General features: G+C 58.5%; 16 protein-coding genes and 1 tRNA gene. 12 read left to right on the top strand and 5 right to left on the bottom strand.

The genetic code is table 11. The features are described 5' to 3' along the window. The first annotated feature begins 21 nt into the window (after positions 1-21). Both QMP16_RS04725 and tyrS read left to right on the top strand, forming a co-directional pair. Positions 22-1,290: an MFS transporter gene (locus QMP16_RS04725; RefSeq protein ID WP_282151405.1), complete on the top strand. Its 1,269-nt coding sequence runs from the start codon at positions 22-24 to the stop codon at positions 1,288-1,290. A 91-nt stretch (positions 1,291-1,381) separates the two neighbouring features. Next, positions 1,382-2,635, top strand: coding sequence for a tyrosine--tRNA ligase (gene tyrS, locus QMP16_RS04730; RefSeq protein WP_282151406.1), 1,254 nt, complete (start codon positions 1,382-1,384; stop codon positions 2,633-2,635). 82 nt (positions 2,636-2,717) lie between these two features. On the opposite strand, the gene QMP16_RS04735 is transcribed toward tyrS, so the two are convergent. Then, on the bottom strand, positions 2,718-3,737 hold the full coding sequence (locus tag QMP16_RS04735) for a hypothetical protein (RefSeq protein WP_282151407.1): 1,020 nt from the start codon (positions 3,735-3,737) through the stop codon (positions 2,718-2,720). A 204-nt stretch (positions 3,738-3,941) separates the two neighbouring features. On the opposite strand from QMP16_RS04735, the gene QMP16_RS04740 reads away from it, so the two are divergent. Together QMP16_RS04740 and QMP16_RS04745 are read left to right on the top strand one after the other, a co-directional pair. Continuing rightward, positions 3,942-4,697: a 3-hydroxyacyl-CoA dehydrogenase gene (locus QMP16_RS04740; protein ID WP_282151408.1), complete on the top strand. Its 756-nt coding sequence runs from the start codon at positions 3,942-3,944 to the stop codon at positions 4,695-4,697. Between the two features lie 9 nt (positions 4,698-4,706). Then, positions 4,707-5,258 (top strand): sugar O-acetyltransferase, encoded by a 552-nt coding sequence (locus tag QMP16_RS04745; protein ID WP_282151409.1) that lies wholly within the window; start codon positions 4,707-4,709, stop codon positions 5,256-5,258. On the opposite strand, the gene QMP16_RS04750 is transcribed toward QMP16_RS04745, so the two are convergent. The 3 genes from QMP16_RS04750 to QMP16_RS04760 form a co-directional block, all read right to left on the bottom strand. Further along, complete coding sequence (locus QMP16_RS04750; protein WP_432653394.1) at positions 5,255-7,063, bottom strand: ABC-F family ATP-binding cassette domain-containing protein; 1,809 nt, start codon at positions 7,061-7,063, stop codon at positions 5,255-5,257. The genes QMP16_RS04745 and QMP16_RS04750 overlap by 4 nt on opposite strands. Before the next feature lie 67 nt (positions 7,064-7,130). Then, a complete protein-coding gene (locus QMP16_RS04755) occupies positions 7,131-7,865 on the bottom strand; it encodes a GNAT family N-acetyltransferase (RefSeq protein ID WP_282151410.1) in 735 nt (244 codons plus the stop codon). A 98-nt stretch (positions 7,866-7,963) separates the two neighbouring features. After that, positions 7,964-8,437 (bottom strand): outer membrane protein assembly factor BamE, encoded by a 474-nt coding sequence (locus tag QMP16_RS04760; protein ID WP_058274497.1) that lies wholly within the window; start codon positions 8,435-8,437, stop codon positions 7,964-7,966. Between the two features lie 84 nt (positions 8,438-8,521). Between QMP16_RS04760 and QMP16_RS04765 the strand changes: the two genes are divergently transcribed. From QMP16_RS04765 to QMP16_RS04800, 8 genes are all read left to right on the top strand, one after another. Further along, positions 8,522-9,058 (top strand): YceD family protein, encoded by a 537-nt coding sequence (locus QMP16_RS04765; RefSeq protein ID WP_282120524.1) that lies wholly within the window; start codon positions 8,522-8,524, stop codon positions 9,056-9,058. 206 nt (positions 9,059-9,264) lie between these two features. Then, complete coding sequence (gene rpmF / locus QMP16_RS04770) at positions 9,265-9,471, top strand: 50S ribosomal protein L32 (RefSeq protein ID WP_037316137.1); 207 nt, start codon at positions 9,265-9,267, stop codon at positions 9,469-9,471. Positions 9,472-9,495: 24 nt separating this feature from the next. Next, positions 9,496-10,584 carry a phosphate acyltransferase PlsX gene (plsX, locus tag QMP16_RS04775; protein ID WP_058277573.1) on the top strand — a complete coding sequence of 363 codons (1,089 nt, stop codon included), beginning with the start codon at positions 9,496-9,498 and terminating at the stop codon, positions 10,582-10,584. Positions 10,585-10,605: 21 nt separating this feature from the next. Beyond that, positions 10,606-11,577: a beta-ketoacyl-ACP synthase III gene (locus tag QMP16_RS04780; RefSeq protein WP_282151411.1), complete on the top strand. Its 972-nt coding sequence runs from the start codon at positions 10,606-10,608 to the stop codon at positions 11,575-11,577. Between the two features lie 96 nt (positions 11,578-11,673). Further along, positions 11,674-11,976 carry an integration host factor subunit alpha gene (gene ihfA / locus QMP16_RS04785; protein ID WP_058274526.1) on the top strand — a complete coding sequence of 101 codons (303 nt, stop codon included), beginning with the start codon at positions 11,674-11,676 and terminating at the stop codon, positions 11,974-11,976. A gap of 18 nt (positions 11,977-11,994) precedes the next feature. Further along, positions 11,995-12,636, top strand: a complete 642-nt coding sequence (locus QMP16_RS04790) for a MerR family transcriptional regulator (RefSeq protein WP_282151412.1) — start codon at positions 11,995-11,997, stop codon at positions 12,634-12,636. A 61-nt stretch (positions 12,637-12,697) separates the two neighbouring features. Beyond that, positions 12,698-12,774, top strand: a tRNA-Pro gene (locus QMP16_RS04795). 61 nt (positions 12,775-12,835) lie between these two features. Then, positions 12,836-13,915 (top strand): 2'-deoxycytidine 5'-triphosphate deaminase, encoded by a 1,080-nt coding sequence (locus QMP16_RS04800; protein WP_282151413.1) that lies wholly within the window; start codon positions 12,836-12,838, stop codon positions 13,913-13,915. 52 nt (positions 13,916-13,967) lie between these two features. Here the strand turns inward: QMP16_RS04800 and QMP16_RS04805 are convergent, their stop codons facing one another. Further along, entirely contained in the window at positions 13,968-14,138 is a 171-nt protein-coding gene (locus QMP16_RS04805; protein WP_159089934.1) for a hypothetical protein, read from the bottom strand. Between the last annotated feature and the right edge of the window lie 61 nt (positions 14,139-14,199).

Consider the following 14,199-nt stretch of genomic DNA (forward strand, 5'->3'; position numbering starts at 1 on the left):
ACAAATCAGTTTTAGGTACATATGGCAGACACATACTCGCAGAAACAACCATCCGAAGACCGGAACTATTTTCTGATCTTCTGGTCCGGCGCTCTGGCCACGATCGGAGGGCAGTTGATCAACCCAAATCTGGTGCTGCCGTTCCTGTATCTGGCTCTGGGCGCACCAACGTTTTTTGCAGGAATGCTTCTGCCCTTTGTCACCGGATCGCGCCTGGTTGCCGAGATCTTTGTCGCACCTTTCATTAACCGGGCAACCCGCGCCAAGCTGGCCGTTTACGCACCCAACTTGTTGACAGCCGCGGTACTGGCGGCGGTGGCCCTGTTTTCAACAAAACTGCCCAGTGTGATGATCGTACTGCTGTTCCTGATCACTGCGATGGTCCTGGGATTGTGCCAGGGGATTACCAGCCTTGGAACCAGCCAGATCTACGGCATTTCAGTCCCCGAAGCGAAACGGAACCGGATGGTGTTTGCGCAGGCAACCATCTCGGGCGTTTTGGCCATCATCGTCGTTCTGATCACGCGCGACCTGCTGTCCGGGGACCAACCGATGCAGCGCCACATCGTCGTTCTGTGGTGCGGCGTGATTGCCATGTTTGCCGCAGGTGTTGCCTTTGCAGGGGTGCGACTGCTTGAGGATGAACAGCGCGCCCCTTTGCCGGAGCCGAATAAAAAACCCAAGCCCCTGGCCGAGCTGGCGACCGGATTCAAAACCGGCATGGCCTATCCCTGGTATCGCAAGTTTCTTTCGGCCCGACTGATCTTTGTATCGGTCGAGCTGGCGATGCCCTTCTACACAATCCATGCTGCGACGCTGCATATGGGGACCAAGCATTCGCTCAGCTATTTTGTCATAGGGGCCAGCCTTGGAATGGTGATCGGTTCGCTTTTGTGGGGATGGCTCAGCGATCGTGTCTCGGTCAAACCTGTGATGTGGCTGGGGTGCATGATCGCCGCAATCTCGGCCCTGATGGCGCTTGGCTTTACGTTCTTCGGCTACGCTCAGAACGTCTGGGTCTACACACTGGTGATCCTGCTGCTATCGTTGGGCGGGAATGGGGTGATCTATGGGCGCTACCTGTATCTCATTCAGATGAGCGTTGAAAAAGAGCGCCCCTACCTGGTTGCACTAGGGGATGTCAGCGCTGGCCTCGTTGGAATTGTTTTTGCTGCGATCCTTGGCGCAGTCGCACATTTGCATGATCCGATCACGCCGATTGTTGTCCTTGTGGTGTTGAACACCATCGCAATGTTCTATGCCTTCCGCCTGCCCCCGGTCAAAAGCTGACACAGCCCGCGTTTTCTTGGAAATGGTGCCTTTTCCTTACCCAAAGCGCCGCCTATACAGTGCCCCGCAACATAAACCCAAAGGGCACGATATGACCTACCACCCCAAATCGGATTTCATCGCCACGATGATCGAGCGCGGCTTTCTCGCCGACTGCACCGATTATCAGGGCCTTGACGAGGCGCTGATCAGTGGGTGCAAACCGGCCTATATCGGCTTTGATGCGACGGCCAAGTCGTTGCATGTGGGCAGCCTGATCCAGATCATGATGCTGCGCTGGTTCCAGAAAACCGGCCACCAGCCAATCACCCTTATGGGCGGCGGCACCACCAAGGTGGGCGACCCGTCGTTCCGTGCGGATGAACGCCCCCTGCTGGGTCCCGAACAGATCGACGAGAACATTGCGGGCATCAAAAAGGTGTTCTCGGCCTATATCGACTATGACAGCGATGCCGAAAACAAGGCTTTGATGCTGAACAATGCCGAATGGCTGGATGGCCTGAACTACCTTGATTTCCTGCGCGATATCGGGCGGCATTTCTCGGTCAACCGGATGCTGGCGTTTGAATCGGTGAAATCGCGTCTGGACCGCGAGCAATCGTTGAGCTTCCTTGAATTCAACTACATGATCCTGCAGGCCTATGACTTCCTTGAGTTGAACCGCCGCTATGGCTGCGTTCTACAGATGGGTGGAAGTGACCAGTGGGGCAACATCGTCAACGGTATCGACCTGACGCGTCGGGTGCTGGATCATGAGATCTACGGCCTGACGTCGCCCTTGCTGACCACCAGTGATGGCAAGAAGATGGGCAAATCTCAGGACGGTGCGGTCTGGCTGAACGCCGAGATGCGCTCGCCTTACGAATTCTGGCAGTTCTGGCGGAATACGACTGACGCGGATGTTGGCCGGTTCCTGAAGCTTTACACCGAAATGCCGGTGGATGAGTGTGATCGACTGGGCGCACTGCAAGGGTCCGAGATCAACGAGGCCAAAATCCGCCTTGCCAACGAGGTCACCGCCTTGCTGCACGGTGCCGAGGCTGCGGCCAACGCCGCGGCCACTGCGCGGGAAGTGTTCGAAAAAGGTGGCGTTGGGGATGATCTTCCGACCTTGACCCTCAGCGCGGATGAATTGGGCGACGGCATGTCCATCGTGCAGGTCATCGTGAAGTCGGGTCTGGCAAAGTCCGGTAAAGAGGCCAAACGGCTGATCGCGGAAAACGGTGCCAAGCTAGACGACGCGCCGTTAACCGATGCCGGGCTGATGATCGATGCGGGCGCGCTGTCTTCCCCGATCAAGCTGAGCGCGGGCAAAAAGCGCCATGCACTGGTTCAATTGGGCTAACCAGACAATCGTTCAAAAAAGAGATAAAGGCCACCCGACTGGGTGGCCTTTTTGCTGTGGACGCTTGCTGGAAGGGCCGCTTCTAGCGCTCTTCCTTGCCTCCGCCATTGCTGCCGCCGTTCCCATGACCGCCGCCGCCCTTTCCTTGGCCATTGTTGCTGCCACCGTTGCCGGTGCCAGGACCAGAGCCGCCGTTGTTGCCGCCGCCATTGCCAGAGTTTCCGGCGTTTCCATTGCCATTGCCAGGTCCGCCGTTGTTGCCGCCGTTTCCGTGACCGCCGCCATGGCCATCGCCGTTATTGCCACCGTTTCCGTGACCGCCACCATGGCCACCACCATTATTGCCACCGTTTCCGTTACTGCCGCCATGGCCACCACCGTTGTTGCCGCCGTTGCCATTGCCGCCGCCGTGACCGCCGCCGTTGTTGCCACCGTTGCCATTGCCGCCGCCGTGACCGCCGCCGTTGTTGCCACCGTTGCCATTGCCGCCGCCGCCATTGCCACCGCCGTTGCCGTCACCAGGGCCGTCACCACCGCCACCATCACCGGGGCCGTCGCCGCCACCACCATCACCGGGGCCGTCGCCGCCGCCACCATCACCGGGGCCGTCGCCGCCACCACCATCACCGGGGCCGTCGCCGCCACCGCCATCACCGGGGCCGTCACCGCCGCCGCCGTTGCCCGGGCCGTCATTGCCACCGCCGCCACCGGGGCTATCATTGCCGCCGCCTTCGCCGTTTTCGCCTCTGTTGCCCGTGTCAACCTCGGCAAACTGATCGCCGCTCCGGTCTTCTCCGCGGTTAAAGAACCCAGCGACCGAACTGGTCGGCAGATCGGTCAGCAATGACGCCAGTCCGGGGCATTGCGCGCTGGTGTTACGCAGAGTTGTTGCAAAATCCGACCGGTTCTGCAGGCGCTTCAGGAAACTCGGAGTTACATGTGTGCAGTCACACATCGTCGTATAGTCGCCCTTGTTGGCAGCATCCCGCGCCGTTCTCCAATCGCACGCCTCGGTGGACGCGCTTGCGCTGCTTGCCACCAAAGCCCCCATAAACGGGGCTGCGACCAATACCGCCAGCCCGGGTTTTGTCCTGGTCTTCATAATATAGCTCTCCTTACTCGCTAAGCGGCGCCCCCTCGACGCCTCACGCCATTGCGTCTCGATATGAGACCTGCGCATTAAGCTCAGTTAAATGTCTTCTGAGGATGTTTTGAGAATTGCCCCTAACCCCTTCAAATCTGTAGACAGGTCAGGCTTCATCGGATTAAATGAACACACGTTCATATCCGAACAAAGGAGACCACCATGCAATTGTCGACCACCGCCGCAGTCATCACAGGTGGCGCTTCGGGTTTGGGCGAAGCCACTGCCCGTCATTTCGCCGAACACGGCGCGCAGGTCACCATCCTGGATCGCGACGCCGCGCGTGGCCCTAAGGTTGCCGAAGACATCGGCGGGCATTTCGCTCAGACCGATGTGACAGATGAAAACTCAGTAGCGGCGGCAATCGAGCACGCGAAGGGCAAGATGGGTCGCATCACGGCCACTGTGAACTGCGCCGGGATCGCCTATGGGATCAAGACAGTCGGCAAGGATGGTCCCCACCCTTTGGACGCGTTTCAGCGCACAATCGACATCAATCTGGTGGGTACGTTCAATGTCTCGCGCCTGGCCGCAGCTGAAATGGCTAAGAACGAACCCGAAACGGACGGCGCGCGTGGAGTAATCATCAACACTGCTTCAATCGCAGCCTTCGACGGACAAAAAGGACAAGCGGCCTATGCAGCCTCGAAAGGCGGTGTCGTGGGGATGACGCTGCCAATGGCGCGCGATCTGGCCTCAACCGGCGTTCGCGTGATGACCATCGCTCCGGGGATTTTCATGACACCGATGCTGGCCGGTCTGCCCGAAGAGGTTCAACAACAACTGGCGGCAGATGTCCCAAACCCTGCACGTCTGGGTGATCCGAAAGAATACGGGCGGTTGGCCGGTTTCATTGTCGAGATGGGCTACTTGAACGGAGAAGTCATCCGCATCGACGGAGCCCTTCGTATGCGTTAAGCCTGTCCCATGACAGAGCGGGAAAAGATGCAGTCCGGGCAGTGGTATAAATGCCTGGACCCGGAACTTGAGGCGCTGCGCACCCGCGCCCGGCACGCGGTCCACGCACATAACACCTGCCCGCCTGACGCCCGGGGTGCCATGGCACCCGAGTTGCTGGCGTTGTTCGCTCGCGTCGGGCCGGATTGCTTACTCGAGGCTCCGTTTCATTGCGCCTACGGGCTTAACATCCACCTCGGCGCGCGGGTCTATTTCAACACGGGTTGTGTCATTCTGGATACCGCACAGGTTCAGATCGGTGATGACTCGATGTTCGGCCCGCATGCCCAGATCTACTGTGCTCAGCACGCCAAAGACCCGGCAGAACGCGCACAAGGTTTGGAAATCGGGATACCGGTGACCATTGGCCGAAACGTCTGGGTTGGCGGAGGTGCCATCGTGATGCCCGGCGTCACCATCGGCGACAACGCCATTATTGGCGCAGGCAGCGTTGTGACCAAAGACGTCGCGGCCGGGGAAACGGTTGTCGGCAACCCTGCCCGACCATTGACGCGCCGCTAGGCGCCTTCGGCCTTTTCCTCAAGCACCAGCCACTCTTCTTCGGCGGCGGCCAGTTTCTCTTGCCGTTCGACCAGCGCCTCAGTCGCCTTCTGGAACTTGACTGGTTCACGGGTGAACAGCTCAGGATCTGACATAAGCTCTTCCAGCTTGCCGATTTCGGCCTCTAGGCGGGCAATCTCGGCAGGCAACTTCTCAAGCCGATGCTTATCCGAGAAAGATAGCCCGGATTTCGGCTGCGCTTCTTGCTTTTGCTTTGACTTCGAAGTCTTTGCTTTTTCAGCTTTCTTTTCTGCAACGTCACCCCGTTGCGCGATGTAGTCCGACCATCCGCCCGCATAGACGGTCGCGCGGCCATTGCCCTCCATCGCAATCGTTGTGGTGGCAACTCGGTCCAGAAAATCCCGATCGTGGCTGACCAGCAGGACGGTGCCGTCATAGTCGTCCAGCAGTTCCTGCAACAGGTCCAGCGTTTCAACGTCCAGATCGTTGGTCGGTTCGTCCAGCACTAAAAGGTTCGAGGACTTGGACATCAGTTTCGCCAACAGCAAACGCGCTTTTTCGCCACCTGACAATGACTTAACGGCCGCTCTTGCCTGCGCATCATCGAACAGGAATTCCTTGAGATATCCGACCACGTGTTTGGGCTGACCCCCAACCATCACCTGATCCGCCTTGCCCGAGACCCGCATCTCGGGATCGCCGGTCAGGCTGTCCCACAGGGTCATTTCGGGATCCAGCTGCGCGCGAGCCTGGTCGAAAACCGCGATCTCAAGATTGGTGCCCAGCGTCACTGTTCCTTCGTCGGGCTGTTCCTGACCCAGCAACATCTTGAGCAGGGTTGTCTTGCCCACACCATTCGGTCCGACAAAGGCAACCCGATCCCCACGTTGTGCCAACAGATCAAAGTTCCGAACGATCTGCTGCGCGCCAAAAGACTTGGACAACCCCTTGGCTTCAATCACTTTTCGCCCAGACTTTGGCCCGCCTTCCAGCGACATTGCCGCTGATCCCTGACGTTTGATCTGCGCGGCCTTTTCAGCGCGTAAGGCCTGCAAAGCCCGCACCCGGCCTTGATTTCGCTTGCGCCGTGCACTGATACCTTCGACCGCCCATTTGGCTTCAGACTTGATCAGACGATTCAGCTTGTGACGCTGTTGATCCTCTTCTTCCCAAATCTTGTCGCGCCAGGTTTCAAAAGCCTCAAACCCTTGTTCCTGCCGCCGTACCATGCCGCGGTCGATCCACAACGTCGCGCGGGTCAAAGCGCGCAAAAACGCACGGTCATGTGAAATCAGAACGAAGGCTGCGCGGGTCGATCCCAGTTCGCGTTCCAGCCAGGCAATCGCTTCGATATCCAGATGGTTCGTCGGCTCGTCCAGCAGCATCAGGTCCGGCGCTTCGGCCATCAGCTTGGCCAATGCGGCCCTCCGACGCTCGCCACCCGAAGCGGTTTCAATCGGGCGGGAGGGATCGAACTTCAACCCCTCGCCCGCGCGTTCGACCTTGTACAGCTCACCCGGCTCCAACTCGCTGGACGCATAATCGCCCAAGGTCGCAAACCCTTCCATGCCGGGGTCCTGCTCCATGTAGCCAACAGATTTTCCGGGCGGCACCACGATATCACCCTGATCAGGCTCGACCAGACCGGCCATGACTTTCATCAGGGTCGACTTTCCCGACCCGTTTCGCCCAACCAACGCGACTCGGTCGCCCGGCTGAACCACTAGGTCCAGCCCCGAAAACACCGGATCGCCCCCGAAAGTCAGGGATATGCCGGACATCTGCAACAAAGGAATTCTCGCCATGCCGCCAGCTAAACCGGTGGACACAAAGCGTCAACGCCCCTGTTTCACCTTTTCGAAAATACTCAAACTACCGGACCACTGCGCGCAGCAACCGTTTACGGGCCGGAGGAATCGCGCCGATCTCAAGCCCGGTGAATACATGCAGCGTATTCATATGCCGATCCACCACCGCATGATCACTGACCCAGCCGCCCATCATCAGATAGGTGCGCAACAATGGAGGCATCCGCAACATAGCCTTTTTCACATCGGGCCTACGCCGAAGGCGAGAGGCAAACTTGAATACATCGGGGGCCTTGACCCGCGGCAACCAACGCTTTGGCGCCAGATGCCGTTGCTTCAACATGGCAAAGGCGTCCAGATACTCGACCGTTTCGGTTCCTGCAAAGGATGAGCAGCCGAACAACATCTTGACGTTGTTCTGGTCCACGTAGTTGGTCATCGCACCCCAGGTGACCCGCAGGATATCCGGGTCTGTCCATTCCGGGTGAATGCAGAAACGGCCCATTTCGACCATGCGGCCGTCGAACCCTTTGAGGGCAGACAGGTCATAGAACTGGGCAGAATAGCTGCGGTCAACCTCGGCCCCGTGCTCTATTGTCAGCAACCTGAAACAACACACCAACTGTCCATCGGAGCGCGAGTCTTCAACAAGAATATGCGCGCAGACCGTATCAAATTCATCCCGGTCAATCTGATCCGTCCCAAATGCCAGAGTTCGCAGTTGCTGCGCCGCCTCCACATCCTGTGGGGACTGCGCCAAACGAGCCCGGTATCTGCCCTTGCCCAGCAATAATGCCATGGTCGCATCCTCCGCGGTTGCTGACCTGCTTCATGTTGCAGCGGTTCTAACACAGAACATGTGACTGTCCTGTGACCGTCGCAAGAGGCGGCGCAGACTTAATTCGCGCCCGGAATGTTCGCGGGGTTGAAGTTGCCGATATTGCCCAACAGCTGGCGCAGGAAGCCACGGTTCTGAACGCTGGATTCGGTCACGCGGCGGTCCAGTACCACCACATACCCATCCTCAAGGCCAAAACGTTCGATATTCCGCACAACGCCACGCTGATCAAAGCTGATCGCAACCAGTTCGCGCGACACCACTTCGGGGCGCTTCGGACCATAATGGCGCACGCGAGAGCGGACATAGTAAAAACCCGAATCCTTCACCAGCCCGGCAGAGCTGGGCGCTCCGATGGTTTCAACAACGCTGTCGCGGGTATCGACGCCCACTTTGATCTCAGCCAGTTGGTCAGCTGGCGGGACGTATCCGTGATTCTTGAAGATTGGCGTGCAAGCGCCAGCCGCAACCAAACAGGCCGCAAAGACAAGCCTTTTGGACGCCGGTTTCAACCTGTTCACAACCTTCAACATTTACATCCTCTTGCCTTGGGACCTTGCGGACCCTATCCGATTACATAAACCGCAGCCCCGGTTCAACACACGAAAGGGTCACGAATGACGACTAATACATCTCTGCGGGTGGCCGACCTGCCCCAAAACGCGCCCACACCGTTTGATCTGCGCCCCGATAGCAAGGGGCTGGACGCGATCAAAACCGAACTGGGATTGTTGGGCCTGCGCAAGCTCAGCTTTGTGGGTGACGTAAGGGCACAGGGCAAACGCGATTGGATTCTTGCCGGAAAACTGGGGGCGACGGTGATTCAACCCTGTGTCGTGACACTTGAACCCGTAACCACGCGCATCGATATCCCTGTATCACGGGTCTATCTGAAAGACTGGCAAAACCCCGACGAGCCTGAATTCGAAATCCCCGAAGGCGATGAGACCGAAGCACTGGGCGCGGAAATCGACCCTGCGTCGGTGATGGTTGAGGCGCTGTCACTTGCCCTGCCCCAATACCCACGGAAGGACGGCGCAGAATTGGAACAGGCCGGCTATACTGAGCCGGGCAAACAGGCGATGACGGACGAAGACGCAAAGCCGTTTGCCGGACTGGCGAATTTGCGCGATGCTTTGAAAAAAGACGAGTGACATAGGTCTGTTTTCCTGTCATAGCAGGCCTCCAGAAAAATCGCTTGAACATGCCGAGAATCGCAGTATTTTCGCGCGCTCAACGGAATTTGGGTTGGACATTGCGGGGCCCGTCCCCTAAACGCGCGTCAAACCACTAGAAAAACGAAGAATGAAACCCGGCCAGCAGCGAATCTGCTGACCCTTAATAGACAAAGGTTGAGACCATGGCTGTCCAACAGAACAAAGTTTCCAAGTCGCGCCGCAACAATCGCCGCGCACATGACGCTCTGGTTGCTGCAAACCCGAACGAATGCGCAAACTGTGGCGAACTGAAGCGCCCGCACCACGTCTGCGCGTCCTGCGGCCATTATGATGACCGTGAAGTCGTCGCTCAGGCCGACGAAATCGACCTGGACGAAGACGCGGCCTAAGCCTCATAACTCGTAGGCCAAGGCATGACGGAACAGCCCACGCAAGCCGGACGGATTACCATCTCGGTTGACGCTATGGGCGGAGATTCGGGGCCCGCGACTGTTGTTGCGGGCATTGCCAAATCGGCAAACAAGAACCCCGATATCGCCTTCGTTCTGCACGGGCCCGAGCAAAAGTTGCGCAAACTTGTCGCCAAACGGCGTGTCCTGCAGGGACGCGTCGTTTTTCGTGATTGCCCCGACGTGGTCACGATGGAGGACAAGCCTAGTCAGGTCGTCCGCAGCGGCAAGCAGACATCGATGTGGTCGACGCTGGAAACAGTGCGCAAAGGCGAAGCCCACGGGGCTGTTTCCTGTGGCAATACCGGCGCACTGATGGCGCTGTCGATGATGCGTTTGCGCAAATTGCCGGGTGTAAACCGCCCGGCCATCGCGATTCTGTGGCCCTCGCGCAACCCTCAGGGCTTTAACGTGATGTTGGATGTCGGCGCCGATGTGCGGGCCGACGCCAAGGATCTGTTGCAATATGCATTGATGGGGGCGTCTTATGCCCGCAACGGCATGGCACTGGATCGGCCCCGGATCGGTTTGCTGAATGTTGGCACCGAAGAACACAAAGGCCGGGCCGAACTGAAAGAAGCCCACGCGATGATCTCGGAATTCGCAGAGCAAGCGAATTTTGACTTCGCAGGCTTCGTGGAGGGCAGCGACATTCCCGGTGACAAGGCGGATGTCATTGTTACCGATGGCTTTACCGGAAACGTCGCAATCAAAACCGGCGAAGGCACGGCCAGCCTGATCGGTGACCTGCTGCGCGAGGCCTTCAAATATTCCCCCCTGTCCCGGCTCGCATCGGTTCTGGCCATCACCTCGCTGCAACGGTTGAAGAAACGCATCGATCCACGCCAAGTGAATGGCGGTGTGTTTCTTGGCCTCAACGGAACCGTGGTCAAATCACATGGTGGCGCAGATGCCACCGGAGTTTCGGCAGCGATCAAACTGGCCTTTACCCTGGCCGAGTCGGGTTTCGCCGAAAAATTGGCGGCACGGGTTGCATCGACAGCCCAGCTTGCACAAGATGCCGCGCACGTACCGCCAAAGGCGGGCGAATAACAATAAAGGCAGTACCCCCAAATGGCAGGCCGTTCAGTTGTTGTAGGTGTCGGACACTATTTGCCAGAGCGCATCGTTCCGAATTCCGAATTTGAAGAGACGCTAGATACGTCGGACGAGTGGATCAAAGCTCGCTCGGGAATCGAACGCCGCCACTTTGCCGCCGATGGTGAAACCACGTCCGATCTGGCGACCAACGCTGCCTTGGCCGCCCTGGCCGATGCTGGCCTGAAGGCCGAGGATATCGACGCCATCATTCTGGCGACATCGACTGCTGACCTGACTTTCCCCTCAGCCGCGACGATGGTCCAGGCGCGCCTGGGCATGACCCACGGATTTGCGTTTGACGTGCAAGCCGTCTGTGCGGGCTTTGTCTTCGCCCTCAGCAACGCCAACGCTTTGATCGTGTCCGGTCAGGCCAAACGTGTGCTGGTCATCGGCGCCGAGACGTTTTCGCGCATCATGGATTGGACTGATCGGTCCACTTGCGTGCTGTTTGGCGACGGTGCCGGCGCGTTGATTCTTGAGCTGCAGGACAGCGAAGGAACCGCGCAGGATCGCGGCATTCTGTCGACCGACCTGAATTCTGACGGGCGCTACAAGGATTTGCTCTATGTCGACGGCGGCGTGTCGACTCAATCGACCGGGCATCTAAGAATGCAGGGCAATCAGGTGTTCCGACACGCGGTCGAAAAGCTGGCGAAGACCGCAGAAACCGCTCTGGGGCGTGCCGGTCTGACCAACGCGGACGTCGATTGGATCGTGCCGCACCAAGCCAACATCCGCATCATTCAGGGCACTGCCAAGAAAATGGGCCTGCCGATGGAAAACGTCGTCGTGACGGTTCAGGATCACGGTAACACGTCTGCTGCATCGATTCCCCTGGCTCTGTCAGTGGGCAAACAACGGGGCCAGATCAAGACCGGCGATCTGATCGTGACCGAGGCTATCGGCGGCGGCCTGGCATGGGGCGCAGTGGTCCTGCGCTGGTAACCGGCGCAAAACGGCTTACACAGCCTCGTGCAATTCATTGATATTGACAGCGAATTTGCCATCACCATATTCTCTAATATCAACAGGGGAAATGGTATGGGCGAAAAAACACTGACGCGAATGGATCTGAGCGAGGCTGTTTTCCGCGAGGTTGGCCTTTCACGTAATGAAAGTGCGCAGCTTGTCGAAAGCGTCTTGAACCACATGTCGGACGCACTGGTCCAAGGTGAACAGGTCAAGATTTCATCGTTTGGTACGTTCAGTGTTCGGGACAAAACCGCCCGCATCGGCCGTAATCCCAAAACCGGCGAAGAGGTGCCAATTCAGCCTCGACGTGTCCTGACATTCCGCCCGTCGCACCTGATGAAGGATCGCGTCGCCGCAGGGAATCGCAAATAAATTCGGGACGGAACGGTCATGAGCAAGTCCCCCGACGCCTTTCGCACAATAAGTGAAGTTGCGGACTGGTTGGGCGTTCAAGCTCATGTCCTTCGCTTCTGGGAAAGCCGTTTCAGCCAGGTCAAACCCGTAAAACGCGCGGGTGGCCGCAGGTATTACCGGCCAAACGATATGCGCCTTTTGGGCGGTATCAAGAAACTGCTGCACGAGGACGGGATCACCATCAAAGGTGTCCAACGCATCCTGCGCGAACAAGGCGCGGCCTATGTGTCCTCGCTGTCGCCCAGCCTGGATGAGCCCGCGGCGCCTGAAAGCGCCCCGGCAGACGACACCGTTGTCGTGCCCTTTTCCGCCAAGCCTGCCACGCCCAGCGATCAGATCGATCTGGATCTGGGCGATCCGGCCCCGGTGGCCAAGGCAACTGCGCCGGCTGAACAAGCCCTTCCGGCCGAGACGCCCCCGCCTGCCCTGCAGCAATCACAAGCAGAGCCACCTCAGCCCGCGCCCGAGTATCTGGATGAAGCCCCCTTGATAGGCGGAATCGCCACACAAGCGTGGGAACGGACCGATTTTGACGACGATCTTCTGCGTCGGATCGCACCCATCGCCAAGGACTTGCGTGCTGTCATCAACCGAATTGAGAACCGGTCGGCAGGATAAGAAAAAAGGCGATGATTTCCTCTTGCCCCCGCCGGGAAAGTCTTTATGAACACCTCAACGTCGGGCTATGGCGCAGCCTGGTAGCGCGTCCGTCTGGGGGACGGAAGGTCGCAGGTTCGAGTCCTGCTAGCCCGACCAAATCACACCGACGTTTATGGCAGACAGGCCAGATCCCGCTCTGGCAACAGAGGGGATCGGAATGACAGGTGTATGTCCAAACCAACAGATCGAGGCGATGATCGGCCGCGGTGAGATCACCGCCAGCCCCGAGGTCATCCCGGCGCAAATTCAACCCGCAAGCCTTGATTTACGTTTAGGTACAGTTGCTTACCGGGTCCGCGCCTCGTTTCTGTCCGGCGAAGGACGCACGGTCGCAGATCGTTTGGCCGAGTTTGAGATGCACCGCATCGACATCACCGACGGAGCGGTTCTGGAAAAAGGCTGCGTCTATCTGGTGCCGCTGATGGAATCGCTGGCCCTGCCCGCCGATACCAGCGCGGTAGCAAATGCCAAAAGCTCGACAGGGCGGTTGGATCTACTGACCCGCACGATCACCGATGGTGGCACCGAGTTTGACCGGGTACCGGCAGGCTATACGGGGCCGCTTTTTGCCGAGATCTGTCCACGCTCATTCTCGGTTCTGGTGAGACCGGGCATGCGGCTGAACCAGATTCGCTTTCGTCAGGGTCAGGCAGTGCTCAGCGACGCGGAACTAACCGCATTGCACAACGACTCGCCACTGGTTGACGGACCGGCGGTCATTCAGGATGGGCTGGGGTTCTCGGTCGACCTGCAATTGCCCGACACTGATCTGGTTGGCTATCGGGCCAAACCGCATACCGGTGTGATCGATCTGGACCGGATTGGCGAATACGACCCGCAAGAATACTGGGAAGAAGTGCGCACCACCGATGGCCGTATCATCCTGGACCCCGGCGCATTCTATATCCTGGTCAGCCGCGAGGCGGTCCATATTCCCCCCATGTATGCGGCTGAAATGGCCCCCTACCTTGCAATGGTCGGCGAGTTCCGGGTGCACTATGCCGGATTTTTTGACCCCGGCTTCGGTCACGCCGCAGCGGGCGGAGCGGGATCACGCGGCGTGCTGGAAGTACGCTGCCACGAGGCTCCCTTTGTTCTGGAACATGGGCAGGTCGTCGGGAGGCTGGTCTATGAGAAGATGGCCGAAATGCCTACACAGCTTTATGGAGCGGGTATCGCGTCAAACTATCAGGGACAGGGGCTGAAACTGTCCAAACACTTCAAGGCTGTTGGTTAACACTTCTTGAACCGGCGCACATGTGGGCCACGAGCTGCGCCGGGCTTACCTGCTAGGCTTGACGGTTGCTGTCGTCATTTGCGCCCGAGTCATGAGGCACAGCCGATCTTTGTTTCGGCTTTCCCATCCGGCCCGCCACATCAAAACCCTTGTCGATTCCTTTGTTGACGACCCGCCGCATGATCTGGCGGATGATCATGTCGATGATGCGATTCATATTCATTGCTCAACTCCTCAGATTGGCCACAACATAGGTGATTCCAACGGCAACAAAAGGGCCAAGT

Source organism: Ruegeria atlantica (assembly GCF_947495585.1).
Lineage (GTDB): Bacteria > Pseudomonadota > Alphaproteobacteria > Rhodobacterales > Rhodobacteraceae > Ruegeria > Ruegeria atlantica_G.

Excerpts from the sequence above, each read along its gene's own strand:
- ihfA (WP_058274526.1), top strand. The coding sequence starts at position 11,674 with ATGGGCGAAAAAACACTGACGCGAATGGATCTGAGCGAGGCTGTTTTC.
- QMP16_RS04745 (WP_282151409.1), top strand. The coding sequence starts at position 4,707 with ATGACAGAGCGGGAAAAGATGCAGTCCGGGCAGTGGTATAAATGCCTG.
- QMP16_RS04740 (WP_282151408.1), top strand. The coding sequence starts at position 3,942 with ATGCAATTGTCGACCACCGCCGCAGTCATCACAGGTGGCGCTTCGGGT.
- QMP16_RS04755 (WP_282151410.1), bottom strand. The coding sequence starts at position 7,865 with ATGGCATTATTGCTGGGCAAGGGCAGATACCGGGCTCGTTTGGCGCAG.
- rpmF (WP_037316137.1), top strand. The coding sequence starts at position 9,265 with ATGGCTGTCCAACAGAACAAAGTTTCCAAGTCGCGCCGCAACAATCGC.
- tyrS (WP_282151406.1), top strand. The coding sequence starts at position 1,382 with ATGACCTACCACCCCAAATCGGATTTCATCGCCACGATGATCGAGCGC.
- QMP16_RS04790 (WP_282151412.1), top strand. The coding sequence starts at position 11,995 with ATGAGCAAGTCCCCCGACGCCTTTCGCACAATAAGTGAAGTTGCGGAC.
- QMP16_RS04765 (WP_282120524.1), top strand. The coding sequence starts at position 8,522 with ATGACGACTAATACATCTCTGCGGGTGGCCGACCTGCCCCAAAACGCG.
- QMP16_RS04750 (WP_432653394.1), bottom strand. The coding sequence starts at position 7,063 with ATGGCGAGAATTCCTTTGTTGCAGATGTCCGGCATATCCCTGACTTTC.
- plsX (WP_058277573.1), top strand. The coding sequence starts at position 9,496 with ATGACGGAACAGCCCACGCAAGCCGGACGGATTACCATCTCGGTTGAC.
- QMP16_RS04800 (WP_282151413.1), top strand. The coding sequence starts at position 12,836 with ATGACAGGTGTATGTCCAAACCAACAGATCGAGGCGATGATCGGCCGC.
- QMP16_RS04805 (WP_159089934.1), bottom strand. The coding sequence starts at position 14,138 with ATGAATATGAATCGCATCATCGACATGATCATCCGCCAGATCATGCGG.
- QMP16_RS04760 (WP_058274497.1), bottom strand. The coding sequence starts at position 8,437 with ATGTTGAAGGTTGTGAACAGGTTGAAACCGGCGTCCAAAAGGCTTGTC.
- QMP16_RS04780 (WP_282151411.1), top strand. The coding sequence starts at position 10,606 with ATGGCAGGCCGTTCAGTTGTTGTAGGTGTCGGACACTATTTGCCAGAG.
- QMP16_RS04735 (WP_282151407.1), bottom strand. The coding sequence starts at position 3,737 with ATGAAGACCAGGACAAAACCCGGGCTGGCGGTATTGGTCGCAGCCCCG.
- QMP16_RS04725 (WP_282151405.1), top strand. The coding sequence starts at position 22 with ATGGCAGACACATACTCGCAGAAACAACCATCCGAAGACCGGAACTAT.